Below are 25,272 nucleotides of genomic sequence, written 5' to 3'. Positions count from 1 at the left end.
AGTCAAAGCATGGCAAACAAAATTGAGTCTGTAAAAGCCGTCAAGGGGATGAACGATTTTCTTCCCGCTGACGCCGAGCGTTGGGAAGCGTTTGAAGAAATTGTGCGTGATTGGCTCAGGAGCTATGGCTACCGCCCCATCCGCACCCCGATCCTGGAAAATACCGCACTGTTTTGCCGTGGCGTGGGCGAGCATACCGACATCGTCGAAAAGGAGATGTTCTCCTTTGATGACCGCCCGGACAGCAAAGGCAATACCGACAACCTCACCATGCGTCCTGAAGGCACCGCGCCCTGCGTGCGTGCGGTGATTGAACACAACCTGCTGTTCTCGCAACCGCAGCGCCTGTATTACAACGGGCCGATGTTCCGTTATGAACGTCCGCAAAAGGGCCGCTACCGTCAGTTCCATCAGGTTGGCGTGGAAGCCCTGGGCTTTGCTGGGCCGGACGTGGATGCCGAACACATCGTGATGTGCGCTCGCTTGTGGGACGACCTGGGGCTGGACGATGTGACCCTGGAAATCAATTCCCTGGGGGATGCCGCTGAGCGCGCCCGCCATCGTACCGAGTTGATTGCGTATCTGGAAGCTTATCAAGACAAGCTTGACGAAGATGCCAAGCGTCGTTTATATACCAACCCCTTGCGCGTGCTTGATACCAAGAACCCTGATCTGCAGGCCATCGTGGATGGCGCACCCAAGTTGATGGACTACCTGGGCGAAGAATCCCTCAAGCACTATGAAGGGGTGACTGCACTGCTGCGCGAAGCTGCTGTGCCCTACAAGCTCAATACCCGTCTGGTGCGTGGCCTGGATTACTACAACCGCACGGTGTTCGAGTGGACCACCACGCGTCTGGGGGCCCAGGCAACTTTCTGTGCGGGCGGGCGTTATGACTCCCTGATCGAGCAACTGGGCGGCAAGGCAGCGCCTGCCTGTGGTTTTGCCATGGGCATGGAGCGCGTGATGCTGATGTGGACCGAAGGCATGGAGGATGCACCGATGGTGACTCCCGATGTCTACATCGTCCACCTTGGCGAGCTGGCTGGGCGGGTCGCCTTCCGGGCGGCCGAGCAACTGCGCTCTGCCGGCCTGTCGGCGGTGTATCACTGTGGTGGCGGCAGTTTCAAGTCGCAGATGAAGAAGGCCGATGCCTCCGGCAGTGCTTTCGCCATCATTGTGGGCGATGACGAAGCGCAGGCGGGCGAAGTCTCGCTCAAGCCCCTGCGTGGTGAAGGCGAGCAGCGCCGCGTCAGCCTGGATGCCTTGGCCGAAGAGTTGGCGGAAATGTTGTACGGCGAATAAGTTCGTAGCGAACCTATTCATTCAGAACCGGAATATATAAGAGAAGTCGACTATGGCGGCATACGATCTTGAAGAACAAGAGCAACTATCGGCGATCAAAGCCTGGTGGGAGCAAAACGGCAATATGGTGAGCTGGATTGTCACGGTGATCGCGGTCTGTGCGGCGGGCTGGTTCGGCTGGCAGCGCTATCAGCTGAGCCAGGCCGCAGAGGCCGGGGTGCTGTATTCGGCCGTGCTGGATTCGGCTGAGAAGAGTGAAGCCCCCAAGGTGCGTGCGGCGGCGAGCGATCTGGTCAGCAAGTTCCCCGGCAAAATGTCGGCCGACCTGGGCGTGATGTTTGCGGGTAAATCCGAGGCGGATGCGGGTGACACCAAGAGTGCCATCCTCAAGCTGCAATGGGTGGTCGACAACACCAAGGATGCGGCGCTGCGCGATATGGCCCGCCTGCGTCTGGCTGCGTATCAGATCGACGACAAGGCGTTCGATGCTGCCTTGAAGACGCTTGAAGCTGCACCCACAGAGGCTTTCCTGCCACGTGTTGAAGATATGCGTGGCGATGTCTACTTCGCCAAAGGCGCCGTGAAGGAGTCTGCCGCCGCCTATCAGCGCGCGCTGGACGCCTATGCCAAAGCCCCCACGGGGACGTTTGGTGCCGGGTTCAAGGGCATTGTTGAAACCAAGCTCGAAGCCCTCGGAGGGGTTTGACGATGAAAATCCGCCTGCTTGCCCTCTCGCTGGCTTCTGCCATGTTGCTGAGTTCCTGCGCATTGTTCAGGGGTCCGCGTGGGCCGCTGCCTTCGCCTTTGCCGCAGGTCTCGACAGCAGCACAAATCAAGTCGAGCTGGTCGGTCAGCATGGGCGGCACAGAAGGCACGCTGCTGCGCCCCGCTGTTTTTGGTGACAGCATCTTTGCCGGTGCGCGCAATGGCACCCTGGTGCGTATTGATCAGGATGGTCGCCAGCGCTGGCGCGTGCGTTCAGTGCCCAACCTGGTCGGTGGGGTGGCTGCCAACGAAGCGCTGGTGGTGGCTGGTAGCGGTGAAGGCGTCCTGGTGGCGCATGACGCCAATACCGGTGCCCTGCTGTGGCAGGTACAGCTTGATGGCGAACTGGGGGGCACCCCATTCGTGAGTGGCAATATCGTGGTGGCCCGCGTCGGGGACAACCGTCTGGTGGCTTACTCGGCCAACGATGGCAAGCTCCTGTGGAACTACCAGCGTACCCAGGCACCGCTGTCGTTGCGTGCCTATTCAGGCTTGTCGCAAAGTGGGGACCTGCTGCTGGCTGGTTTCCCCGGTGGCAAGCTGGTCGCGCTGACCCTGGTGGGGGGCTTCCCCCGCTGGGAGGCTGCCGTAGCCGTGCCGCGTGGCTCCAATGAATTGGAGCGCATGACCGATGTGGCAGGCGACCCCGTGGTGCGGGACGATACCGTCTGCGTGGCGGCTTTTCAGGGGCGCATCGTCTGCGCCGACCGCAACAAGGGCAATCTCTTATGGACGCGTGATTACTCGTCGGCCCAAGGGGTTGTGATCCAGGGTAAATCCCTGGCCTTTACCGATGCAAGCGGCATCGTTTTCATGCTTGACGTGCAGACGGGCGCCACGATCTGGAAGCAAGATCTGCTGCGCTATCGTGGCGTGGGGCGTCCGGTGTTCGTGGGGGGCGCGGTTGCCGTGGCCGACAGCCAGGGCTGGGTGCATCTGATGGACCCGGTGGATGGGCATTTCGTCGCCCAGATCCGGGCAGATCGTTCCGGGGTGAATGCGCCCATGCTTGCCCTGCCGAATGGGCAATTGGTTATTCAGGCGCAAGATGGCACGCTGGCAGCCTTCGCTGTGCATTATTAAGGCTGAGCAGAGATAGTGAAACCTACAATAGTTTTGGTTGGGCGTCCCAACGTTGGCAAATCGACGCTGTTCAACCGCCTGACCCGCAGCAAGGACGCCCTGGTGGCGGACATGCCAGGGCTGACGCGTGACCGGCACTACGGCATTGGCCGCTACAACGACCGTGAATATCTGGTCGTGGATACAGGTGGTTTTGAGCCGACTGCCCGTGAGGGCATTGTGGCGGAAATGGCCCGGCAGGCCGAGTCGGCGATTGCCGAGGCCGATGCCCTGTTATTCATTGTTGATGGCCGGGTTGGGCTGACCCCGCATGACAAGCAGATTGCGGATCGCCTGCGTCGCGCAGGGCGCCCCATCTACCTCGCCGTCAACAAGGGCGAGGGGATGAACCGCGCCACTTTTTCTGCCGAGTTTCATGAACTGGGTTGTGGCGAACCCTATGTGATTTCCGGCGCCCACGGCGAAGGTGTGCGTCAGCTCATCGAGCTGGTGCTCGAAGGCTTCCCGCTGGACGACGAAGGTGCGGTGGTGGATGACGAGGCAGGCCCCCGTGTCGCCATCGTGGGGCGTCCGAATGTGGGCAAATCCACCCTGATCAACGCCCTGATCGGCGAAGAGCGGGTGATTGCTTTCGACATGCCCGGCACTACGCGGGATGCGATTTCAATTCCCTTTGAGCGTAACGGCAAAGCCTATACCTTGATCGATACCGCCGGGTTGCGGCGGCGTGGCAAGGTTTTTGAGGCCATTGAGAAGTTCTCGGTCATCAAGACGTTGCATGCGATCGAAGAGGCCAACGTGGTGGTGCTGGTGCTGGACGCGAGCCAGGATGTGTCCGACCAGGATGCGCACATCGCCGGTTTCGTGCTCGAAGCTGGGCGCGCTCTGGTGGTGGCCATCAACAAGTGGGATGCGGTGGATGATTACCGGCGCGAGCGCATCAAGGCGGATATCGCCCGCAAGCTCCATTTCCTGTGGTTTGCCCGTCACCACCATATTTCCGCCTTGCAGGCCGAAGGCCTGGGGGCTTTGCTCAAATCGGTGGATCTGGCCTATGGTGCGGCCATGGTCAAGCTTGCCACGCCGAAGCTCACGCGTGCCCTGCAAACGGCCACGACCAAGCAGCAGCCCCCGCGACACGGTATTTTCCGGCCCAAGATGCGCTATGCCCATCAGGGCGGACAGAATCCTCCGGTCGTTGTCATTCACGGCAACGCCCTGGATCATGTAGCTGATGCGTACAAACGTTATCTGGAGCGCTTCTTCATGGATACGTTCAAACTTCAGGGAACTCCTTTACGCATTGAGTTTCGTACTTCCCGTAACCCTTATGCCGATCAGGACTAAGGTCCAAGGTCGGCAGCGCTGGCATATTTGAGTGCTTCCGCGTTAAGATCAACACACAACAAACAAATAGAGGCCCACACTAACATGAGCAACAAAGGCCAAATGCTGCAGGACCCGTTTTTGAATGTCCTGCGTCGTGAGCACGTTCCCGTCTCCATCTATCTGGTCAACGGCATCAAGCTGCAAGGCCATATTGAGTCTTTCGACCAATATGTGGTGCTGCTGAAGAATACGGTGACCCAGATGGTCTATAAGCATGCCATCTCTACCGTCGTGCCCGCACGCGCGGTGTCGATCCCTCACGAAAACGGTGGTGTCGAAACCAAGGAATAGCACGATCCTCTGTGCTGCAGCCTGTAGCCGGGTTCCTGCTTGCCAAGCGAGCGGGAAGCCTGGCTTTTTGTGTTTTTCTCGATTCTTGATCGCGGTATATAAATCTGATGTTTGATCGTCCCGATTCCGAAGGCAACCGTGCCGTACTCGTCCAACTGGATTTTGGCGAACGCGCACAGGCCGAGCGTCTGTCGGAGCTAGAGCTGCTGGCCTCTTCTGCCGGAGCCGAAACCGTGGCTGTGATCATGGGGCGCAGGCAGGCGCCTGATTCCGCCCTGTTCGCCGGTTCGGGCAAGGTGGATGAGATTGCCGAGGCCGTAGCGGCCCATGGTGCCGACTTCGTGATCTTCAACCACGAACTCAGCCCGGCGCAGCAGCGTAACCTGGAAGGGCGGCTCAAGCATCGGGTGATCGACCGCACCGCCTTGATTCTGGATATCTTCGCTCTGCGCGCCAAGAGCTTTGAGGGCAAGCTTCAGGTCGAACTCGCGCAACTTGAGCATCTGTCCACACGGCTTGTGCGGGGATGGACTCACTTGGAGCGGCAAAAGGGCGGTATCGGCTTGCGCGGCCCCGGCGAAAAGCAGTTGGAAACCGACCGCCGCCTGCTCGGCAATCGCGTCAAGCTCCTCAAGACCCGTTTGGTGCAGATGGAAAAGCAGCGCAAGGTGCGCCGTCGGGCCCGTGAACGGCGCGAGATTCCTGTGGTCTCCCTGGTGGGTTATACCAACGCGGGTAAGTCGACCCTGTTCAATGCGATGACCAAGGCCGGGGCCTATGCCGCCGACCAGCTTTTTGCCACGCTGGATACCACATCACGCCGGGTATACCTCAAAGATGCCGGGCAGAACATGATTTTGTCGGACACGGTCGGCTTCATCCGCAACCTGCCGCACTCGGTGGTAGCGGCCTTTCACGCCACGTTGGAAGAGACGGCCAATGCCGACTTGTTGTTGCACGTGGTGGATGCCGCCTCACCCGATCGGGAGGAGCAGATTGCCGTGGTCAACCGTGTGCTTGATGAAATTGGTGCGGGTGCCGTGCCGCAGCTGATTGTCTGGAATAAGATCGACCTGACCCAAGGGGCAATCGCTGCCCATGAGGATGCCTGTGGTAATATCGAATGCGTCTTGCTCAGTGCGCGCACGGGTGAGGGCTTGGATTTGTTGCGTCAGGCCCTTGCAGCAAGGCTTTTCACGCCAGAGGCTATTGATTTGCCATACGATGGCGGGGATGAGACAGAACCGTTCATTGAAGAACCCACTGACCGAGAAGTAATGTGATAACTGGACTACTCATGTCAATCAACGATCCAAACTCGGGCAAGAACAACAATCAGCCTAACGATCCCAACAAGGACCCGCAGGGCCCCCCCGATCTGGAAGATCTGTGGCGCGAATTCAACCAACGCCTGGGCAGCGCCTTTGGGCGCAACGGCGGCAATGGTGGAGGCGGCCAAGGCGGCAGCAACGGTGGTGGTGCGCCGCTCAACTCGCGGCAGTTCAGCGGGGGCGTGCTGCTGGTGGTGCTGGTCACCCTGGTGCTGTGGCTGTGCAGCGGATTCTATGTGGTCGATGCCCGCGAACGCGCCATCGTGCTGCGTTTTGGTAAGGCACAGGCCGTTACCACAGGTGGTCTGCAATGGCGCCTGCCCTTCCCGATCGAGTCCCACGAAATCGTCAAGATGACCGACCTGCAAACGGTCGAAGTGGGCTACCGTGGTGCCGATCATGGCAAGGATTCCAGCGAATCCCTGATGCTGACGGATGATGAGAACATCATCAACATCCAGTTCGCGGTGCAATACACGCTGAGCGACCCGTCTGCCTACCTGTTCAACAACCGTGATCCCAAGGAAGCGGTCAAACAGGTGGCCGAAACCTCCATGCGTGAGATCGTGGGCAAGAGCAAGATGGATTTCGTCCTCTACGAAGGCCGTGAGGCCATCGCCAAGGATGCCCAGGTGCTGATGCAGAAGATTCTGGACGAGTACAAGTCCGGTATCCAGATCAACAAGGTGATGATGGCCAATGCCCAGCCGCCCGAGCAGGTGCAGGAATCGTTCAACGATGCCGTCAAAGCCAGTCAGGACCAGGAACGCCTGAAGAACGAAGGCCAAGCCTACTACAACGATCTGGTGCCCAAGGCTAAGGGTACCGCCATTGCCCTGCGTACCGAAGCTGAAGGGTATGCGGCCCAGGTCGTGTCGCGTGCCGAGGGGGATGCTGCGCGCTTCAAGTCGATATTTGCCGAATACGCCAAGGCGCCCGAGGTAACGCGCAACCGTATGTACATCGACGCCATGCAGGATATGTATCGCAATACCACCAAGATCATGATTGATGCCAAGAGCAATGGCAGCATGCTGTACCTGCCACTGGACAAGATCATGCAGATGAATGCACCAAGCACCGCCCCAGCGGATGCTGCTGCACCTTCGCCTGCCGCAAGTGCAAAAACGCCTCCCGTGGCACAAAACGATAGCAATTCCACAACCACAGTGACGCCCAGTTCCAACACCCGCACTGCCGACACCGATTATCGTAGCCGTGATGGCTTGCGCAGCCGTGATCGGGGAGACCGCTGATGAGACCTGAACGTTTCCCTCTCTTGGCCGGCTTGCTGCTGGTCGTTGTGATCGCCTCAATGTCGGTGTTTACCGTCGATCAGCGTCAGTACGCCCTGGTACGCCAATTCGGCGAGATTACCCGGGTAGAGGTGACGCCCGGCCTCAAGTTCAAGTGGCCCTTGATCGAGACGCCCACCTACTTTGACAACCGCATCCTGACCCTTGACGCACAAGACCCTCAGCTGTTCCAGACCAGCGAGAAGAAGAATGTGCTCGTCGACTCCTATGTAAAGTGGCGGATCAAAGACCCGGCAGCCTTCTACCGCGCCTTTGGCGACGATGAGGCTCGTGCGCTGAATCGTCTGGAGCAGACTGTCAATGCCGCCCTGCGCGAAGAGTTTGGCAAACGCAAGGTGCATGACGTGATCTCTGGCGAGCGTCAGAGCATCATGGAAACCGTGAGTGCCAAGACGGGCAAGGAAGTGCTGCCCTACGGCGTGTTGATCGTTGATGTACGGGTCAAGCGCGTAGAGCTGCCCAATGAAGTGCGTGAATCGGTCTACCGACGCATGGACGCCGAACGCAAGCAGTACGCCAACCAGTTGCGCTCTGAAGGCGCCTCCATCGTCGAGCAGACCAAGGCGGACGCCAACAAGCAACGCGAGATTCTGATTGCCGAAGGGTATCGTGATGCCCAGAAGATCAAGGGTGAGGGGGATGCCAAGGCTGCTGCAATCTATGCAGAAGCTTTTGGCCGTAGCCCTGAGTTCTATCGTTTCTGGCGCAGCCTGGATGCCTACAAGCAAAGCTTCCGCAACAAGAGCGATGTGCTGATCGTTGACCCCTCGTCGGACTTCTTCAAGTATATGAAGAGCGGTGGCAATGGCCGCGATGCAGGGAAGTAAGAAGGTGTCATCTTGAAGCTCCTGTTCAGCGCCCTGGCCTTGATGCTGGTGCTCGAAGGGATCATCCCATTACTCGCGCCAAAGCTTTGGCGCGAGACGTTCCAACGCATCACTCGGATGGCTGATGGACAGATCCGCTTTATCGGATTGAGTTCCATGCTGCTCGGGTTGATCTTCCTGTTCATCTTTAAATAATCGGTTGCTGTCATGGCGTTGCCAAGCTGGGCTCTGCCCGAATACTTTGAGGATGTGCTGCCTGCCCGGGCACTGCGCCTCGAAACCCTGCGCCGAGCCCTGCTCGACGAGTTTCGCGTTCAGGGTTACCAATATGTGATTCCACCCAGTGTGGAATACCTCGATGGCCTGATTTCCGGGGCCGGGCAGGACATGAACGATTCCACTTACAAGTTCGTCGATCAGGTCTCCGGTCACACCCTGGGCTTGCGGGCGGACATCACGCCGCAGGTCACGCGGATTGATGCCCATCTGCTCAACCGGGCGGGGGTGACGCGGCTGTGCTACTGTGGATCGGTGGTGCATGCCATGCCGCGCACCATGACGGCTTCGCGCGAACCGATCCAGATCGGTGCGGAAATCTACGGCCACGCCGGGATTGAGGCCGATGTGGAAATTCTCCGCCTGCTTGCGCGCACGCTGGAATTGGCCACGCTGGCCGCAAGCCGGATCGATGTGGGTCACGTGGGCATCTTCCAGGCGCTGAGCGATATGGCGGGGCTGGACCAACGTGACAAGGAAGAGCTGTTTGGCATTCTCCAGGCCAAGGATGTGCCGGGGCTGCGCGAATTCGTCGCTCCCCTGGCCGAACCTGCCCGCAGTGCTTTGCTGGCGCTGCCGGAACTGTATGGCGACGCCAATGTGTTGGTGCGTGCCCGCAGCGTGCTGCCGGATGTCGCTGGCGTGCGCGACGCGCTGGATGAAATGCTCCACCTGGCCAAGCACCTGAGCGATCTGCCCTTGAGCTATGACCTCGCGGATCTGCGCGGCTACCACTACCACACTGGCCTGATGTTCTCGGCCTACTGTGGTGCCTCACCCACCGCACTGGCGCTGGGTGGGCGTTACGACAACGTGGGTCGCGTGTTCGGGCGCAAGCGTCCGGCAACTGGCTTCAGCCTGGATCTGCGCGAGTTGGTGGCGGCGTCCACCGCCTCGGAGCAGGGCGTCGGCGCAATCCTGGCTCCGTATTCGACGGATTCAGAATTGACTGCCCTGGTGGTCTGCCTGCGTCAGGCCGGGGAGTCCGTACAACGGGAATTGCCGGGGCACGAAGGCTCCTGGCGTGAAGCAGGTTGTGACCGCAAGATTATTGCAAGGGATGGCGCCTGGTGCGTTGTTCCACTTGAAGAGTAAGGGAACTGGCATGGCTAAGAATGTGGTTGTCGTCGGCACACAGTGGGGTGACGAAGGCAAAGGCAAGATCGTGGATTGGCTGACGGACCATGCCGGTGGCGTGGTGCGCTTCCAGGGCGGGCATAACGCAGGTCATACGCTTGTAATCGGCAGCAAAGAGTACAAGCTCAACCTCGTGCCTTCTGGCATTGTGCGCCCAGGCACGCAATGCTACATCGGCAATGGCGTGGTGCTGGATGTGCATCACCTGCTCTCTGAGATTGCAATCCTGGAAAAAGATGGTATCGAAGTGCGCTCGCGCCTGAAGATCAGCCCGGGATGCCCGCTGATCCTGGCGTATCACTCCGCCCTGGATCGCGCCCGCGAAGCCAAGAAGTGCGCTGCCGACAAGATTGGCACCACCGGCAAGGGCATTGGCCCGACCTATGCCGACAAAGTAGCCCGCCGTGCGCTACGCGTGTATGACCTGTTCTACCCGGAGCGCTTTGCCACCAAGCTGCGCGAAGTGCTGGACTATCACAACTTCGTGCTGACCCAGTATCTGGGCGCTGAGGCGGTGGACTTCCAGACCGTTTACGATCAGGCCATGCAGGATGCAGAAGCCATCCGCCCGATGATCACGGATGTGTCGGCTGATCTCTACGCCGCCAACAAGGCCGGGAAGAATCTGCTGTTTGAAGGCGCCCAAGGCACGCTGCTGGATATCGACCACGGAACTTATCCCTTCGTGACTTCGTCCAACTGCGTAGCTGGCCAAGCCGCAGCGGGTTCGGGCGTGGGCCCTGGCATGCTGCACTACGTGCTGGGCATTACCAAGGCTTACTGTACCCGTGTGGGCGGTGGCCCATTCCCCAGCGAACTGGATATCGAAACGGCAGGCACGCCGGGCGAGCAAATGTCCCGCGTGGGGCGTGAATTCGGTACAGTCACCGGGCGCAAGCGCCGTTGTGGCTGGTTCGATGTGGCCGCACTGCGTCGCTCGTCCTACATCAATGGGCTGACCGGCCTGTGCATCACCAAGCTTGATGTGCTCGATGGCCTGTCGGAACTGAAGATCTGCACCGGCTACATGCTGCATGGCAAGAAGGTTGAGCTGCTGCCGATCGGCGCCGACGATGTCGCCGCCTGTGAGCCGATCTATGAAACCATGCCGGGTTGGACGCAGAGCACCTTTGGCGTCAAGCGTTGGGAGGATCTGCCGGCCAATGCCCAAGCCTATTTGGCACGGATCGAAGCATTGAGCGAAGTGCCTATCGCCATTGTGTCGACAGGCCCTGAGCGCGATGAGACGATTTTGCGCAAGCATCCGTTTGATGCCTGCTAAACTGTGAAGGTGTGGCAGCCTGTGAAGGGCTGCTACACAAAAAAAGACGGGGGAAGAGGGCCTGTTGCCTGCTTCCCCTGATAACAAAAACAAGGAATACAAGCATTACAAACCAACTCAATGCAATCTGTCGCAAGCCGCGCAGAAAAGAAAAAAGCCAGATCCGGGGATCTGGCTTTCTCTGCGAAATCTTGGTGCCCAGGAGAGGACTCGAACCTCCACACCTTGCGGCACTAGTACCTGAAACTAGCGCGTCTACCAATTTCGCCACCTGGGCATTCGCTGCGTCAGCAGCAGCGAGGAAACGAATTATAGAGTATCCGAAAAATGAGTCAACAATCTGACAAAAGAAAAATGAAAAAAAATACGAGTAACGCCAAGCTCTCCGCCATTCGCCGTGCCGATCCTTATTTTGAGCGCGAGGCGGCCAAGTACCCCTATCCCTTGCCCTCTCGGGAATACATTGTGCAAATCCTGGAGCACGCCGGGCGTCCCCTTGAAGGGAGCGAACTGGCGCAGGCGCTGGATATCCAGACGGGAGAGCTGGAAGATTTCGCCCGCCGCGTACGCGCCATGGAGCGTGACGGGCAGGTGATGTGCAACAGGCGCGGCGCCTACATTCTGCCGGATCGCGCTGCGCTGATTCCGGGGCGCGTTGAAGGCCACCCGGATGGCTTCGGTTTCCTGATCCCTGATGATGGATCGGACGACATGTTCCTCGGCCCCCGCTCCATGCGCGAAGTGCTGCATGGCGACCGCGTCCTGGTGCGCGTGGCGGGGCTGGATCAGCGTGGGCGGCGTGAGGGCAAGATCGTTGAAGTGCTCTCGCGCGCCAATACCCGCATTGTGGGCCGTGTGGTCGTCGAGCAGGGGGTGGCCTTTGTGGCCCCGGAGAACCGCCGTATCAATCAGAACATCCTCCTGGTGCCGGAAACCGGCAAACGCAAACCGGTAGCCGGGCAGGTGGTGACGGTGGAGCTGACCCAGCAACCCACCTCCAACAACCAGCCTATCGGGCGCATCGTCGAAACCTTGGGGGGCTATGCCGACGATGGTATGGAAATCGAGATCGCGCTGCGCAAGCACGATCTGCCCTTTGAATTCTCTGCCGAGGTCAAGGCCGAGGCGCGCAAGCTACCTTCTGCCGTACGCAAGAAAGACTGGACGGATGGGCGCGAAGACATCCGCCATCTGCCCCTGGTGACCATTGACGGTGAAACCGCGAAAGACTTCGACGATGCCGTGTATTGCGAAAAGCAGGGCAAAGGTTATCGTCTGCTGGTGGCGATTGCAGATGTGAGCCATTACGTGCAGCCGGGCACCGAGCTGGATAACGAAGCGCTGGCCCGAGGCAATTCGGTCTACTTCCCGCGCCGGGTGATCCCGATGCTGCCGGAGAAACTCTCCAACGGTTTATGCTCACTTAACCCGGAGGTCGAGCGCTTGTGCATGGTCTGCGATATGTCGATCAACGCCACGGGCGTGATCAAGGCTTATCGCTTTTACCCGGCGGTGATGTTCTCTCACGCCCGCCTCACCTATACCAAGGTCGCCGCTGCCCTGTACGAGCAGGACGAAGCCATGCGCACTGAGCTGGGTGAGCTACTGCCGCATCTGGAAACGCTCGATGTACTCTTCCGCATCCTGCTCAAGGCCCGTGCCAAGCGTGGCGCGATCGAGTTCGAGACGGTTGAGACCAAGATGGTGTTCGGTGACGAGGGCAAGATCGAACGGATCGTGCCCGAGTCCCGCAATGATGCTCATCGCCTGATCGAAGAGTGCATGCTGGCGGCCAATGTCTGCGCCTCCGAATTCCTCCAGAAGCATGAACATCCTTCGCTCTATCGTGTGCATGCGGGCCCCACTGCAGAGAAACTGGGAAATCTGCGCGAGTTTCTGGCCGAATTCGGCCTTAGCCTTGGCGGGGGCGATAGCCCTCAGGCGGCCGACTTTGCCAAGGTGGTCGACAAGATCAAGGAGCGCCCCGAAGCCCAACTGATCCAGACGGTGATGCTGCGCTCCCTGCAACAGGCGCAATACAGCCCGGATAATGTTGGCCACTTCGGTCTGGCCTACGAGGCCTATACCCACTTCACCTCGCCGATCCGGCGCTATCCGGACCTGTTGGTGCATCGCGCCATCAAGGCCGTGCTGCAAAAGACTCAATACCAGCCTGCCAGCGGAGGTGTCGAACTGCTCAAGGATACCCGCCGCCGTAAGGGTCGCCCGGTGCGGGAGGCGGATGCCGAGTTCGTAGCGGCCGAGAAAAGCCAAAGCGGCAAACGCTCCAGCGCCAAGGCTGCCCTCAAGGCATTGTGGGAAGACATCGGTGTGCATTGCTCGCAGACCGAGCGCCGGGCGGATGAAGCCAGCCGAGATGTAGAATCCTGGCTCAAATGCTTCTACATGCAGGACCGAGTGGGGGAGCAATACACCGGCAACATCACCGCAGCCGTGCCATTCGGCATCTTTGTGACCCTGGACGAGCTGTTTGTCGAAGGGCTGGTGCATATCTCTGACCTTGGGGCGGACTACTTCCACTTCGACGAAGCCCGCCATGAACTGGTGGGGGAACGTACCGGCCAGCGTTTCCGTCTGGCTGACCGGGTCAAGGTGCAACTGGTGCGGGTGGATCTGGAATCGCGCAAGATCGATTTCCGCCTTATCGAAGGCCCGGCACGCGTCACTGAACGTGTCGGCAAGACAGCCAAAGACACCGCAAAAGGCGCAAAGAACGCCCAAATCGGCGATACTGCGCCCCCTGTCGATGCTGATGAGCCGCCTTCATGGCGCGACATGCCCGGCATGCAGCCCAAGCGTGGCGCGCCCAAGGCCAAGACCGAGGGGCGCAAGCCCGCCGCAAAGCCTGGGGCAAAGCATGCAGGCGGCAAGAACAGCAAGAAAACGAGTAATAAAGGAACACGTCGTGCTTGAAACCCGCTTTATCCATGGCTTTCATGCCGTGACCGCCAAACTGCGTCACGACCCGGAATCCATTATTGAAATCCATGTGGCTGCCCAACGCGGTGATGCCCGCGCCCGCGAGTTGCTCACCAAGGCCGAAGCCGCTGGTGTGCGCATCTTCCCCACTGATTCTGCGCGCCTTGAAGGGATGGCAGGCACCCACCGCCACCAAGGCGTGGTCGCCAAGATCGACGCCCGTCAAAAGGCACTGCATCTGGACGATGTGCTGGATAACCTTACCGAATCCGCGCTGATCCTGGTGCTCGACGGCATCCAAGACCCCCACAACCTGGGCGCTTGCCTGCGTGTGGCCGATGCTGCCGGTGCCCATGCCGTGGTCGTGCCCAAGGATCGTGCCGTGGGCCTGAATGCCACTGCCATGAAAGTCGCCAGTGGTGCCGCCGATACTGTGCCCTACATCGTGGTGACCAACTTGGCCCGTAGCCTGCGTGAAATGCAGGAAGCCGGAGTGTGGTGCATCGGCGCGGCAGGTGAGGCCATTAAATCAATCTACGAGATCGACCAGAAAGTCCCGACTGCCTGGGTGCTGGGCGCCGAAGGCGACGGCCTGCGCCGCCTCACGCGGGATACCTGCGACGAACTGGCGAAGATCCCCATGTACGGCAGCGTCGAGAGCCTCAACGTATCCGTCGCATCAGGGATTTGCCTGTTTGAGGCGCGGCGTCAACGGCAGGGTTGATTAACACTTAAAGAAATTTTGAAATTGTGACGACAACACCTGCTCACTTTGAAGCAATAGGTCGCGTGACCTATGAATGGTCACGCTTGGAACTTCACTTGCAGATCATTATCTGCAAAATGTCAGGGGTTGGTATTGAGCGCGGATTGGTGCTAACCAATGCGGCAAACATACGCAGTTGGACTGCAATGATTCCGCGCCTGATAGACAACAAAAAATGCGAACCTTCTATTCTTGATGAATACAAAACACTCCGGAATAAAATCGAAAACCAACTGTTGCCATCAAGAAACAGGGTTGTTCATGGTTTTTGGAGCATGGCTCATGACGAGCTATTCGGAGATGCTGTGCCTGTTTCCGAAGAAGCCAAAGCGTCACTTCTAACCTTTTCCAAAGGAGGTGAGCACATGATAAAAGAAGACAGCATGACTCCAGAGGAAGTGCTGAACATTTCCAAAGATATACGATCTGCACTTGACGACTTGATAGCTCTGGCGAGGGCTCTAATTGATGCCTCTAAGGTGTCCAGAGGCTAATGTCTAGTGTGCTTCTAGCGGTGTTTCCAGTGTTTGGAGATACTCCGCCACGTCGCGCATGTTCTGTTCCGTCAGGCCGTGCGCGACGGTTTTCATGATGCTCCCCTCTGGGCGTTCATCCGTTCTCTGGAATACCATAAGTTGCTTGATGAGGTAGTCCGAGTGCTGGCTGGCAAGGCGCGGGAAAGTTGCATTGCCTTGTCCCTGTGGCCCATGGCAAGACATGCATGGCGGGATGCCCTGATCAGCAATTCCCTCTGAAAATATCTTTTGGCCTGCGTTTGCCCATTGTGCATGGGCGCGTACCGGAGGCGCCTTCGGGTTTTGTGCAGCGTAGTAGGCCGCCAGACTCGCGATTTGCTCATCCGTCAAATGCCGACTCAAGCCCCACATATATTCAAAGCCCGCCGGGTCTGAGCGGCTATGCCCCCGAAATTCTGTGAGTTGCCCCACCAGGTAAGGCTCCGTCTGGGCCGCAAGATTGGGGAAATTGGGCGAGATCGAAACGCCGGTGCGGCCATGGCAGTTTGAACAAACCTGTTCGGCCAGTACCCGTCCAGATACCGCCGGATTGCCCAGGCTGCGCGAACGTTCCAGGTTGGTGCAGGCCGCAGTCGTCAGCGTGGCCACGATGGTCAAGGCAATAAATGTATTTTTCATTTCGGGTCCCTATATGCTCATGAAGTCTGTCAGGCAGAAAACATCAATCTTCTCCATGGATCAGTACGACCCCCATACATAGAAAAATACCGTGTTATTGTCCTTGGCTCGGCGCCCCCAACCATCGTAATTATTGGATGCTCCCTGGTATCTGTTGAATAGCGTGTACTGTAGGCCGACTCGGGCGTACTGCACGGGGAGCCAGAAAACCTCCATCGTCCAGCCCCGGGTGTCAGGTTTGCCGGTGATGTTGTTGCTAAGGGATGGCAGTGTGTCGCCGCCTGTGGGGTCGCTCCCTACTCCTGTTTGCCGGGCGGAGTTGTAACTACCCGTCAAGTTGAAGAATGCAATGCTTCCGCCATATTTTGCCTGATAGGTATAAGCCGTTTTGACGCGGAACAGCCCCAGCGTATCCGAACTATTGCTCAAAGATTGCAGCGTCGTTGCAAACGCTGCATCGTAGGCGCCCGGCTGCCCTGCGGTGGCCGAGTCGTAATGTATGCGCTCATGCAGATAGCTTACTTCGGTGGTCACCGTGTGCGGGTCAAGTAGGTACTGATACTGTGCATCTATTCCAATGTCGTTGTACTTCCACGTCGGGCTGCTTGAATCCGTTGCGTCGGTGTGTTGCTTGGCACTGAGCCCCATCACCCCCAGCATTGCATTGTGGGCACCCCATTCATGGGTCAGCGCCAATCGCCAATAAGGGGTGATGCCCGAGAGCAGGGGTAGAGACTGGTCACGGGTGGTATAACCACGGCTGAGTGCCGAGAGGGAATTATTGGCTGTGCGATAGGCGGCAAACTCTGCGTACACCATCTTGTTCCAGTAGGCATAGGAACTGAGCCCAACCACCTTTTGTGCCAAGGCCCCCGCCAACATCGGGCTTTGTGGAATCTTGCCAACGGCGCCACCCCAGGCACTGGCGGGCACCACGTCATAACCCCAGGCGGGCGCACTATTCCAGACATCCGATACCGACGGGTTGTTGTTGACCGAGAAGCCAAAGATCAGATCGTGGTTTTCGCCAATCAATCGATCGGCATAGCGCAGGTCAGTATTGTCGGAATAGAACTTGTTCTTCCAGGTGACTCCGTCCTGGCTAAGATGGTCGTAATTATTGTTGGTCACCTGGATGAAGGCGCCCAGGTTATCGGTGATTTTGCCACCCAGGAAAAGGCTGGCTGTGTTGAAAATCACACTTCTATTCTTGGCTGGGAAATCCGCAGTGGAATTCCCATTGGGGTCATTGGTATTGCGTACCTTGGTACCGGTGAGCACCGCCATAAAGGCCACAGGAAGTGCAGTACGCTCCCCAAGCGTATAGCCAGTGAGTTTGAATGCACGGCCATAAGGGGTGAGTTCCGGGAACTGCCCCCCCGCATGGCAGGCGACACAATTTTGTCCGGTTTGTCGGGCAAAGATCGGCAAGGCCTCAGATTCTGGGGCGTACCACCCCAATAGCAGAATCACCAAGCCCAGCAACACCGATAAGCCATGGCGCGCCCATGGAGCGGCTTCCCAGGAAGTCCCTTGCATAATGCCCACCTCTCTGTTGTAGATGCCCTGGCCTGTTAACTATCTTCAGTCTTTATTTATCTTTACAAGCTATAGACAAAACTTACGCAAATGTCTGCTGGTAGACACGATGTGACACCAAGAACTAGGGTATGTCTTTATAGGGTGCCTCGAAAAACTCCGGGTTCTACTAGCCTGTTTACGATCTCTAGGGAGAGCGCGCAGGCCGCGTGAAGGTGAGCCAAAAAACGGAGTGCGTATAAAATTCGTGAAGATTTTGAACGTCTCATTGCGCAGAATTTGTAAATAATAGTATTTTGGAATATATTTTTTTAACGTAATCTGTAAATGCTATTCGGTTTTTTTTGTGCCAATACCAGTGCTTGCTATCTCCTTTGTTATCATTGTTGGCAATAGCGGTATCGGCCAAGCCGTTACGCAGGGGGCTCAGGCGTTGGGCGCGTGCGTCACAATCCTGAGCCGTTCCGCCACCGCAAAATCAGGCCAGCATGCGATTCAGGTTGATATCACAGATTCCTGTGCCTAGATGCTGAGTCCCATTGACCCACATCCTTTCTGCAGTTGAGCGATAATCTGCAAAGCGTTGGGGCTTCGGTTCCTGGCGAGATGGAACGGAACTTGCATGTGCTCAGATTTTCAGTTACAGCCCGGTATCTATAGGGCTGCCGCCTATATTATTAAGTTTTGGTGTGTCCATATATGCCAACCTTCAATCAGATCGGTATCACACAAATCAAGCCTCTTCACAGAGCGAGTTGCCACTGTGGCGGTGTTGTCCTTGAGTTGGCTCTGCCCAGAGGGGTAGAAGACCCGCGGCGTTGCAATTGCTCAATCTGTCGTCGTCGGGGGGCGATCTGCGCGTCAGTGCCTTTGTCTGGATTGCGAGTCGTTCAAGGCGAGGATCTGCTGACGCTCTATCAATTCAATACACATACTGCGAGACACTACTTTTGCAAGATCTGCGGTGTGTACACTCATCACCTGCGCCGATCAGACCCTGGGGTCTTTGCATACAACGTTGGCTGTCTCGAAGGCGTCAATCCGTTTGATCTCGGAGAGGTTCCATGTTCCGATGGTATTCACCATGTGTCGGATCGAAAGCAAGGTGGGGCGCTCCAATAATTCCATATTGGTTTTTTGCGGAGATGAATGATCGGCTCAATTACTGCATGGTGGCGTATCTGTAGGGCGGATTCGCGCGGCAATCTGTCGTAAATGAATATGCGCAGTGCTAGGCAGGAACTGCCGTTTTGTCTCGCCGTTGGGAATGCACTGTGACCACCACGATCAGTACGCTAACGATCATAGCGCGGGGGGGCACCTGCCAGCAGGTGGAAAGAGGGCCAACCTTGCTTCGAGGGTGCTTGCGTGTTGCCTATATCGCCAGCACCCTCTATTGGATCGTAAACAGGTTCTTAGTGTAATGATGAGAGGTAGGCGATCAGGTCTGCGATCTCTGCATCATTCAGGTCCCCGTCCAGTTTCATTTTGGTGCCCGGCACCTTTTGTTTGGGGGCTTTGAGGAAGGCGCTGAGTTGATCGGGCGCCCAGCTCAACTTGCTTTGGCGCATGGCGTCGGAGTAATTGAAATCGGCAACTGTACCGGCTTGCCGACCAACTATGCCAAACATCGAAGGGCCTTTTTTGGCTTTGCCTTCCTTGACGCTATGACAGTCTGCACAAGCTTCGGCATAGACCTCGCCCCCATGTTTGGCATCGGCTGCGTGGGCCAGGAGGGGAAAGCCGAGCAGAATAGCCATGGCCAACTGAAGGAATCGTTCTGATTTTTTCATGCTGCAATTCCTTAACGATTAGAACGATGTGTGGATAAACAGGAAGGTCGTATTGTTGTCGCGGGCTTTGCGACCTGATCCGTCATAATCGGTCGACGCACCATTGAACTTGGTGTACCCCGTGTATTGCAGGCCGATTCTAAGATTAGGCCAAGGTGTGCTGGATGCGTTTTCCTTGCCCCACGGTGTCCAGTCCGCTTGCAGGATATAGCCATTGGTATTGGGTGAGCCTATGCGGCTGCCACTATCGTCTGCCGGGGTGTAGAGCAGGGCGTCGCTGCTGCCGCGAACGCGGAAGAGTGAGCTGCTAAAGCCCCAGGTTTGATCGTAGAAGTAAGAGGCCGTCGTTTGCCAACGTGATAGATTGTTATGGTCGTTCTCGGAATTGCCCGCTGCATAGGTGGCGCCTAGGTTCTGGCGTTCCCGAATGTAGCTGGTTGATGCCGTTACGATATGCTGGCGATTGCCAAGGTATTGGAAGTTGGCGTCAATCCCGATATCTTTATAACGATCAATGTCCGAGACGGTTAGATCAGGTTTCAATCCGGTATTCATGCCGACAAGGCCAACTGACCAGTTATAGGCCCGCTGATTACGCATCCAGGCCAAGCGCCAGTAAGTATTGGATGCGACCCGGCTGGACCCGGTGTCATCTACGCCCAGGCGGATTGAAGCGCCATGCGATAGCGAACGATAGCCGCCGAACTCTGCATACAGGGAGTCATTCAACATTGTATACGCGGTCAGCCCTGTTACGTGTTGGCCCAGCCCACCACTCAGCATGGGGGAGGCATAGCCGGGAACCAATTCCGTTGAGGCATACGGGAAACCCCAGACGGGCAAGGTGTTGAATGGATCTTGAACGCCAGGATTATTGTTGAGCGAGATGCCCACGATGGCGTCCAGATCACCCAGCTTGAAAGTATTGGCAGCGCGTATATCACTGTTATCAATTGAGGCGCGATGTTCTGTGCCGGAATAGGTCGCCTGAATAAATGAGCCGACATGGGGAGCAATTCGCCCTGCCAGGAAAAGCGAGGCTTCATCCATCCCAGTATTGTTGTTTGTGTCGGTGTGGGCAGTTGGTTTGGCTGAGAGTGCCTTGGCGGTACGTTCAAAAGATGCGACAACCATGCCTGAAAGGGGGATTTTGATGCCTTGGTCGTTGCTATCAGCATAACCCGTGAGTTTGAAACGCATCCCGTGGGGGGTGAGCTGCGGCCCATAGGCCCCGACGTGACAGGCTGCGCATTCATCCCCGGTTTGGCGTGCATAGCTGGGTAGCGCCCAGGCCGACTGGAAGGCGCCCACAGCCCATAGGAGCATTCCCAGGCACAGCCCGATTCTGCGGGCATTTAGAGTGGTGTAAAGCCAATTGATCATATTAGTTTTCTCCTGTTGAGTGAGCAGGAACAAGTTCCTTTTGTGCGGGGTTTTGTTTTGCAAAAGGCAGCATCTTTTGCAGTGTGCTGTCTTTGAGTATGAAGTGATGCCAAAGCGCTGCGCCAGCGTGCAGCGCGAGCAGACTCAAAAAGACCCAGGCAAGTGTGCCGTGCCATTGTTCCAAGGTGTCGGCCAAGTCAGGATCGACACTGACGAAAGAGGGGAGCGAGACGAATGCCAGTAATTTGATCGCCTGCCCCTTGGCCCCGCTGATGGCCCACCCCAAGATGGGGAGCGCTACCATGAAGCCATAGATGGCAAGGTGAGTGAGTTTTGCGACCCATTGCAGAATATGCGGAATGCCTTTTTCGGCAGCGGGGGCAGCGGTAATGAGCCGTGCGCCCAAGCGGGGGAGTACAAACAGGAGGATGAGCAAACCGCATTGACGGTGAAAGTCAATCAGCGTATGCCGTAGGCTGCGGGATTCGGTTAATTCTCGTCCCAGGACGAAGCAAACAGCCAATAAGATAAGTGCAGCACTGATCCAGTGAAGAGCGATAATTACTCTTGAGTATTTGTTTTGTATATTCATGGGGGTAAGGCGTTCAATTTGACTGTGGGGTTGTTGAACTTTTGTGCCTTACTATACTGGCTTCCTTATGAATAAATGGTTTGGCGCAGCTAGGAGTATTCTGATTTTTGGCTCAGAATGGAGTGCAGTGGCTATGCCTGAAATCAGGCGTAGTCTAGAAAAATCAATGAATTACAAATGAGTTTTTCGTTTGTCATAGATATCATTTCGACAGACGGTTGCCTGGCCGCAAAGGGTTCTTTGCTGGATTTGTCTTTGCCGTGAAGCAGATCGGCTCAACAATTCCGCATCTGCTTTCCAGGGGCGTACAGCATTGCTATGCTGTAGCGGGGGATTTGTCCGGCAGTTGCGAGTACACCATGGCCACCACGATCAGCACGCCGCCGATCATGGCACGGGGGCCGAAGGTCTCGCCCAACCACCAGGTGGCGAAGAGCGCGGCGAAGAAGGGTTCCAGGGCGTAGATGATGGCTGCCTGGGTGGCGCTGGCGCGTGCCTGGGCCCAGGTTTGCAGGATCAGGGCGAAGCCGCTGCATACCAGCCCCAGGTAGATCAGTTCCAGCCAGACCCCACTGATGCCTGCGGCCATTTCCGGGTAGGCGGCCCCCCACCACAGCCATTCGCCCGCGATCCAGAGTGGCGAGAACAGGGCCATGATGACGGCCTGCGCGCCCGCAAATGCTAAGGTGGCGTGGCGTGGGGCGTAGCGGGACATGCCGATGATGTAGAGCGCAAAGGCGACGGCGCAGCCCAGGGTCAGTGCGTCGCCCAGCCAGCCGCTGCTTTGCTCGTAGCTCATCACCACGATGCCTCCCGTTGCCAATGCGGCGGCAACCAGAGCGCGTACCGGCAGGCGGGAGCCCAATAGTGGCATGAGCAGGGGCACGAGGATGATGTTGAATCCGGTGATGAAGGCATTGCGCCCGGCGCTCATCATGGTCAGCCCGATGACCTGGAGGACGAAGCTTGCGAACAGCAATGTGGTGACGATCAGCGCATCACGCCATAGCGCCTTGCTGCGCCACTCGACCCAGGGGGCGAACACCAGGGCGGCCAGCAGCCAGCGCGAACCAACCATCAGCCCTGGCGGCATGTGCAGTGAGACGGCCTTCATGGCTGGAAAGGTGGTGCCCCACAAAAGTGTGACCAACAGGAGGGCCAGACCGGCCAGGACGAGACGGGAGCGGTCAAACATAGGGGAATGGCGTGTCGCTAATTGGGTGGGCAGGGCAGGCTGCAATCTGGCTACTATTATTGCATAGCCTGCGCCAAGCGATGACGGACGGTGTTCGCGCTGTGTTCAAGCGTGCTGGCACAAAACCAAACTCGTGGTATTATTCGTTGCGGCGGGTCTCCTCGCATCACAGCGTGGGAACCTGGTCAGGTCCGGAAGGAAGCAGCCATAACCACTCCCTGGGAGTGCCGGGGGTTGGGCTCGCCGCCTCGAATACATGAAAACGGGATGCGTATCACACGCATCCCGTTTTTGCTTTTGGGGCCGGTATCTAATCAGATCAGGCTTCTATCAGTCGTTTTCCAGGGGCGGCCATCGGCACCGAAGCCGGTGCGGGAACCACGGTTTGCTGTGAAGCCTGCGGCGCCTGATCGGTTGCGAACGTACTCAGTGCCTGATCCAGCAGGAGCAAGCCACCGGCAATGGTGATCAGCACGCCAAGGCGTCGCTTGAAGCTGTGGACAGAGACAGCGTTGGGGGTGGGGGTGTTCATGCGATCCTCCTTTTTGCACAAGGCAATTTGTTTGATGTAGTTTGGTCTTTACCTACTCAACACGCCAATTGAATGCTGATAGCGCTACGATAGCTTTGCCTAATCGGGTGCCAATTATCCCCGGCACGAGAAAATGCCCCGGCAGATGTCTGCGGTGCTGCTAAAATCACCGCCATGAGCTATCAGGTATTGGCCAGAAAATGGCGTCCGCGCAATTTTGAAACCCTCGTCGGGCAAGAGCACGTCGTGCGTGCCCTGACGCACGCCCTGCAAACCGGGCGGCTCCACCATGCTTATCTTTTCACGGGGACGCGCGGGGTGGGCAAGACCACCATCTCCCGGATTCTGGCGAAAAGCCTGAACTGCGAGACGGGTGTGACCGCTACGCCCTGTGGCGTGTGCGCCGCGTGTACCGAGATTGATAGTGGCCGCTTCGTGGATTACGTGGAGATGGACGCGGCCTCCAACCGTGGGGTGGATGACATGGCCGCCCTGTTGGAGAAGGCTGCGTATGCGCCTTCGCGGGGCCGCTACAAGGTCTACATGATCGACGAAGTGCACATGCTTACCGGGCATGCCTTCAACGCTATGCTCAAGACGCTGGAGGAACCTCCTGCGCACATGAAATTTATCCTCGCCACCACCGATCCGCAGAAGATTCCGGTTACTGTGCTCTCACGCTGCCTGCAGTTCAACCTCAAGCAGATGCCGCAGAGCCATATCATCGACCATCTCTCGCGCATCCTGGGGGAGGAGCAGGTGAGCTTTGAGCTTGGCGCCTTGCGTCACATCGCCAAGGGCGCGCATGGCTCAATGCGTGATGCACTTTCGCTGCTCGATCAGGCTATTGCTCACGGAGCGGGCAAGGTAGAGGAAGAAGGCGTGCGCGACATGCTCGGCACGGTGGGGGAAGACCACCTCTACGAGTTGCTCGACGCCTTGCGGGCGCAAGACCCCGCTGCCCTGATGGCAGCGGCCGATGGCATGGAAGCCCGCAGCCTGAGTTTCGATTCGGCCCTGCAGGAACTGGCCGTGTTGCTCCACCGCATCGCCTTGTTCCAGATGGCGCCGCAGGCGATTGCCGATAGCTTCGAGCGCGAGCGGCTGGCTCCCTATGCCGAAGCGTTTGATGCCGAATTTCTGCAACTGGCTTACCAGATCTGTATCCACGGGCGCGAAGAACTCGCGCTGGCGCCGGATGAGTACACCGGCTTCACGATGAGTCTGTTGCGTCTGCATGCCTTCCAGCCCGTGCAGCCCGGTTCACCGCCTGCAAAATCAGGCCCGGCGCCCAGCCGTCCAGCACTGCAGAGTGCAGGAACGCCATCTGCTGCACCCGCGCAACACACCACAGTTCGTCCTCTTGCCACTCAGCCGGAACCCGTAGCGCCTGCCCTGGCTCCGTCCAGGGCTGCAGCACCTGAACCTGAACCGCCGCGCATGCCTGAGCCGCCTCCGCCATGGGAAGACGAGGCACCTGCAGTGCCCCGTGCAGCGCAGGCATCTGCCCCCGTTGAATCTGCTGCCGAGGCCGCTGTTGTGCCCACTACGGCTGCGCCCGTTGCTGAAGCCGTTGCTTCCAGAGGGGCTTTGCAGCCAGGGTCCCAGGCCACGGTCAGCGATTGGCAGGCGACGATCGAACATGCCCAGGTTGGTGGCATGGTGCGGGAGCTGGCCCAGCATTGCGAGTTGTTGGCCTACGACGGCCACATTCTGCGCCTGCGCCTGCCGCCCGAGCATCGCCATTTGATGGCTTTGGCGGGCAATCATCAGAAATTGCAGGAAGCACTCCGTGCCATCCTGGGCGAAGCCCTACGCGTGAATGTGGAGGTGGGGGAACTTAGTTCCCAGACCCCGGCCCAACGCAACGACGAAATTCGCCAACAACGCCACGCCGAGGCGGTGGCCTCGCTGGAATCCGATCCATTCGTACAGGAGCTTGTCGAGCGTTTCGATGCAACGCTGGTCGAGTCTTCCGTTAAACCCTTGCAGGAGAAACAAGCATGATGAAAGGTGGCCTCGCCGGGCTGATGAAGCAAGCCCAGCAGATGCAGGACAACATGAAAAAGGCCCAGGAAGCGCTCGGCTCTGTCGAGGTGGAAGGCCAGTCTGGCGCCGGGATGGTGAAGATCACCATGACCTGTCACCATGATGTGAAGCGCGTGGTGATTGATCCTTCGGTGATGGACGACAAGGAAATGCTGGAAGACCTGATCGCCGCTGCCGTCAATGATGCCGTGCGCAAGGTGGAATCCACCACCCAGGAGAAGATGTCCGGCTTTACCTCCGGCTTGAATCTGCCGCCGGGAATGAAGCTCCCATTCTAAGTTGCCACAGACCCCGCAAGCCCGGCACCACCCAGCCGGGTTTGCTTTT

24 protein-coding genes, 1 tRNA gene and 1 other RNA gene are annotated in these 25,272 nt (G+C 57.9%); 18 read left to right on the top strand and 8 right to left on the bottom strand.

All coding sequences use genetic code 11. The features are described from left to right. Positions 1-9 precede the first annotated feature (9 nt). The 11 genes from hisS to B145_RS0110055 all read left to right on the top strand — a co-directional run bounded on the left by hisS (position 10) and on the right by B145_RS0110055 (position 11,002). A complete protein-coding gene (gene hisS / locus B145_RS0110105) occupies positions 10-1,305 on the top strand; it encodes a histidine--tRNA ligase (RefSeq protein WP_018607105.1) in 1,296 nt (431 codons plus the stop codon). Between the two features lie 52 nt (positions 1,306-1,357). Continuing rightward, positions 1,358-2,011 (top strand): YfgM family protein, encoded by a 654-nt coding sequence (locus tag B145_RS0110100; RefSeq protein ID WP_018607104.1) that lies wholly within the window; start codon positions 1,358-1,360, stop codon positions 2,009-2,011. Between the two features lie 2 nt (positions 2,012-2,013). Next, a complete protein-coding gene (bamB, locus tag B145_RS0110095) occupies positions 2,014-3,153 on the top strand; it encodes an outer membrane protein assembly factor BamB (protein ID WP_018607103.1) in 1,140 nt (379 codons plus the stop codon). Positions 3,154-3,168: 15 nt separating this feature from the next. After that, entirely contained in the window at positions 3,169-4,500 is a 1,332-nt protein-coding gene (gene der, locus B145_RS0110090) for a ribosome biogenesis GTPase Der (RefSeq protein ID WP_026259006.1), read from the top strand. An 84-nt stretch (positions 4,501-4,584) separates the two neighbouring features. After that, the gene (gene hfq / locus B145_RS0110085; RefSeq protein ID WP_018607101.1) at positions 4,585-4,833 is read left to right on the top strand and encodes an RNA chaperone Hfq; all 249 of its coding nucleotides are present in this window, start codon (positions 4,585-4,587) and stop codon (positions 4,831-4,833) included. Between the two features lie 107 nt (positions 4,834-4,940). Continuing rightward, the gene (hflX, locus tag B145_RS0110080; RefSeq protein WP_018607100.1) at positions 4,941-6,116 is read left to right on the top strand and encodes a GTPase HflX; all 1,176 of its coding nucleotides are present in this window, start codon (positions 4,941-4,943) and stop codon (positions 6,114-6,116) included. Positions 6,117-6,130: 14 nt separating this feature from the next. Next, complete coding sequence (hflK, locus tag B145_RS0110075) at positions 6,131-7,420, top strand: FtsH protease activity modulator HflK (RefSeq protein WP_018607099.1); 1,290 nt, start codon at positions 6,131-6,133, stop codon at positions 7,418-7,420. Continuing rightward, a complete protein-coding gene (gene hflC / locus B145_RS0110070; protein WP_018607098.1) occupies positions 7,420-8,307 on the top strand; it encodes a protease modulator HflC in 888 nt (295 codons plus the stop codon). The genes hflK and hflC overlap by 1 nt, the downstream gene beginning before the upstream one ends. A gap of 12 nt (positions 8,308-8,319) precedes the next feature. Further along, complete coding sequence (locus B145_RS0110065) at positions 8,320-8,502, top strand: DUF2065 domain-containing protein (RefSeq protein ID WP_018607096.1); 183 nt, start codon at positions 8,320-8,322, stop codon at positions 8,500-8,502. Between the two features lie 12 nt (positions 8,503-8,514). After that, positions 8,515-9,678: an ATP phosphoribosyltransferase regulatory subunit gene (locus tag B145_RS0110060; RefSeq protein WP_018607094.1), complete on the top strand. Its 1,164-nt coding sequence runs from the start codon at positions 8,515-8,517 to the stop codon at positions 9,676-9,678. A gap of 10 nt (positions 9,679-9,688) precedes the next feature. Further along, positions 9,689-11,002: an adenylosuccinate synthase gene (locus B145_RS0110055; RefSeq protein ID WP_018607092.1), complete on the top strand. Its 1,314-nt coding sequence runs from the start codon at positions 9,689-9,691 to the stop codon at positions 11,000-11,002. A gap of 192 nt (positions 11,003-11,194) precedes the next feature. Here the strand turns inward: B145_RS0110055 and B145_RS0110050 are convergent. Beyond that, a tRNA-Leu gene (locus B145_RS0110050) sits at positions 11,195-11,279 on the bottom strand. A gap of 77 nt (positions 11,280-11,356) precedes the next feature. Here B145_RS0110050 and rnr point away from each other — a divergent pair. From rnr to B145_RS0110035, 3 genes are all read left to right on the top strand, one after another. Next, positions 11,357-13,936: a ribonuclease R gene (gene rnr / locus B145_RS0110045; protein ID WP_018607090.1), complete on the top strand. Its 2,580-nt coding sequence runs from the start codon at positions 11,357-11,359 to the stop codon at positions 13,934-13,936. Continuing rightward, on the top strand, positions 13,929-14,666 hold the full coding sequence (gene rlmB, locus B145_RS0110040) for a 23S rRNA (guanosine(2251)-2'-O)-methyltransferase RlmB (protein WP_018607089.1): 738 nt from the start codon (positions 13,929-13,931) through the stop codon (positions 14,664-14,666). Before rnr ends, rlmB begins: the two co-directional genes overlap by 8 nt. A gap of 98 nt (positions 14,667-14,764) precedes the next feature. Beyond that, positions 14,765-15,202: a hypothetical protein gene (locus B145_RS0110035; RefSeq protein ID WP_157288358.1), complete on the top strand. Its 438-nt coding sequence runs from the start codon at positions 14,765-14,767 to the stop codon at positions 15,200-15,202. A gap of 3 nt (positions 15,203-15,205) precedes the next feature. On the opposite strand, the gene B145_RS0110030 is transcribed toward B145_RS0110035, so the two are convergent. Together B145_RS0110030 and B145_RS0110025 are read right to left on the bottom strand one after the other, a co-directional pair. Then, the gene (locus B145_RS0110030) at positions 15,206-15,862 is read right to left on the bottom strand and encodes a c-type cytochrome (RefSeq protein WP_018607086.1); all 657 of its coding nucleotides are present in this window, start codon (positions 15,860-15,862) and stop codon (positions 15,206-15,208) included. Positions 15,863-15,922: 60 nt separating this feature from the next. Beyond that, complete coding sequence (locus B145_RS0110025) at positions 15,923-17,401, bottom strand: hypothetical protein (protein WP_018607084.1); 1,479 nt, start codon at positions 17,399-17,401, stop codon at positions 15,923-15,925. A 699-nt stretch (positions 17,402-18,100) separates the two neighbouring features. On the opposite strand from B145_RS0110025, the gene B145_RS29630 reads away from it, so the two are divergent. Next, positions 18,101-18,523 carry a GFA family protein gene (locus tag B145_RS29630; protein WP_083917708.1) on the top strand — a complete coding sequence of 141 codons (423 nt, stop codon included), beginning with the start codon at positions 18,101-18,103 and terminating at the stop codon, positions 18,521-18,523. Between the two features lie 293 nt (positions 18,524-18,816). On the opposite strand, the gene B145_RS0110015 is transcribed toward B145_RS29630, so the two are convergent. The 4 genes from B145_RS0110015 to B145_RS0110000 form a co-directional block, all read right to left on the bottom strand. Next, entirely contained in the window at positions 18,817-19,194 is a 378-nt protein-coding gene (locus B145_RS0110015) for a c-type cytochrome (protein WP_018607079.1), read from the bottom strand. An 18-nt stretch (positions 19,195-19,212) separates the two neighbouring features. Then, positions 19,213-20,577: a hypothetical protein gene (locus tag B145_RS0110010; RefSeq protein ID WP_018607078.1), complete on the bottom strand. Its 1,365-nt coding sequence runs from the start codon at positions 20,575-20,577 to the stop codon at positions 19,213-19,215. 1 nt (position 20,578) lies between these two features. Continuing rightward, entirely contained in the window at positions 20,579-21,169 is a 591-nt protein-coding gene (locus B145_RS25165) for a cytochrome b (protein WP_083917707.1), read from the bottom strand. A gap of 316 nt (positions 21,170-21,485) precedes the next feature. Continuing rightward, positions 21,486-22,364: a DMT family transporter gene (locus B145_RS0110000; RefSeq protein WP_018607074.1), complete on the bottom strand. Its 879-nt coding sequence runs from the start codon at positions 22,362-22,364 to the stop codon at positions 21,486-21,488. 150 nt (positions 22,365-22,514) lie between these two features. On the opposite strand from B145_RS0110000, the gene ffs reads away from it, so the two are divergent. Continuing rightward, an RNA gene (gene ffs, locus B145_RS28075) (signal recognition particle sRNA small type) lies at positions 22,515-22,612 on the top strand. A 71-nt stretch (positions 22,613-22,683) separates the two neighbouring features. Here the strand turns inward: ffs and B145_RS0109995 are convergent. Beyond that, entirely contained in the window at positions 22,684-22,896 is a 213-nt protein-coding gene (locus B145_RS0109995) for a hypothetical protein (RefSeq protein ID WP_018607072.1), read from the bottom strand. A gap of 174 nt (positions 22,897-23,070) precedes the next feature. On the opposite strand from B145_RS0109995, the gene dnaX reads away from it, so the two are divergent. Then, entirely contained in the window at positions 23,071-24,903 is a 1,833-nt protein-coding gene (gene dnaX / locus B145_RS0109990; protein WP_018607071.1) for a DNA polymerase III subunit gamma/tau, read from the top strand. Next, positions 24,900-25,223, top strand: a complete 324-nt coding sequence (locus tag B145_RS0109985) for a YbaB/EbfC family nucleoid-associated protein (protein ID WP_018607070.1) — start codon at positions 24,900-24,902, stop codon at positions 25,221-25,223. Before dnaX ends, B145_RS0109985 begins: the two co-directional genes overlap by 4 nt. Positions 25,224-25,272: the final 49 nt, after the last annotated feature.

It is taken from the genome of Uliginosibacterium gangwonense DSM 18521 (genome assembly GCF_000373965.1).
In the GTDB taxonomy this organism is placed as follows: domain Bacteria; phylum Pseudomonadota; class Gammaproteobacteria; order Burkholderiales; family Rhodocyclaceae; genus Uliginosibacterium; species Uliginosibacterium gangwonense.
Note: the sequence above shows the minus strand (reverse complement) of the source record. Positions and strands in the feature narration are given on the sequence as shown.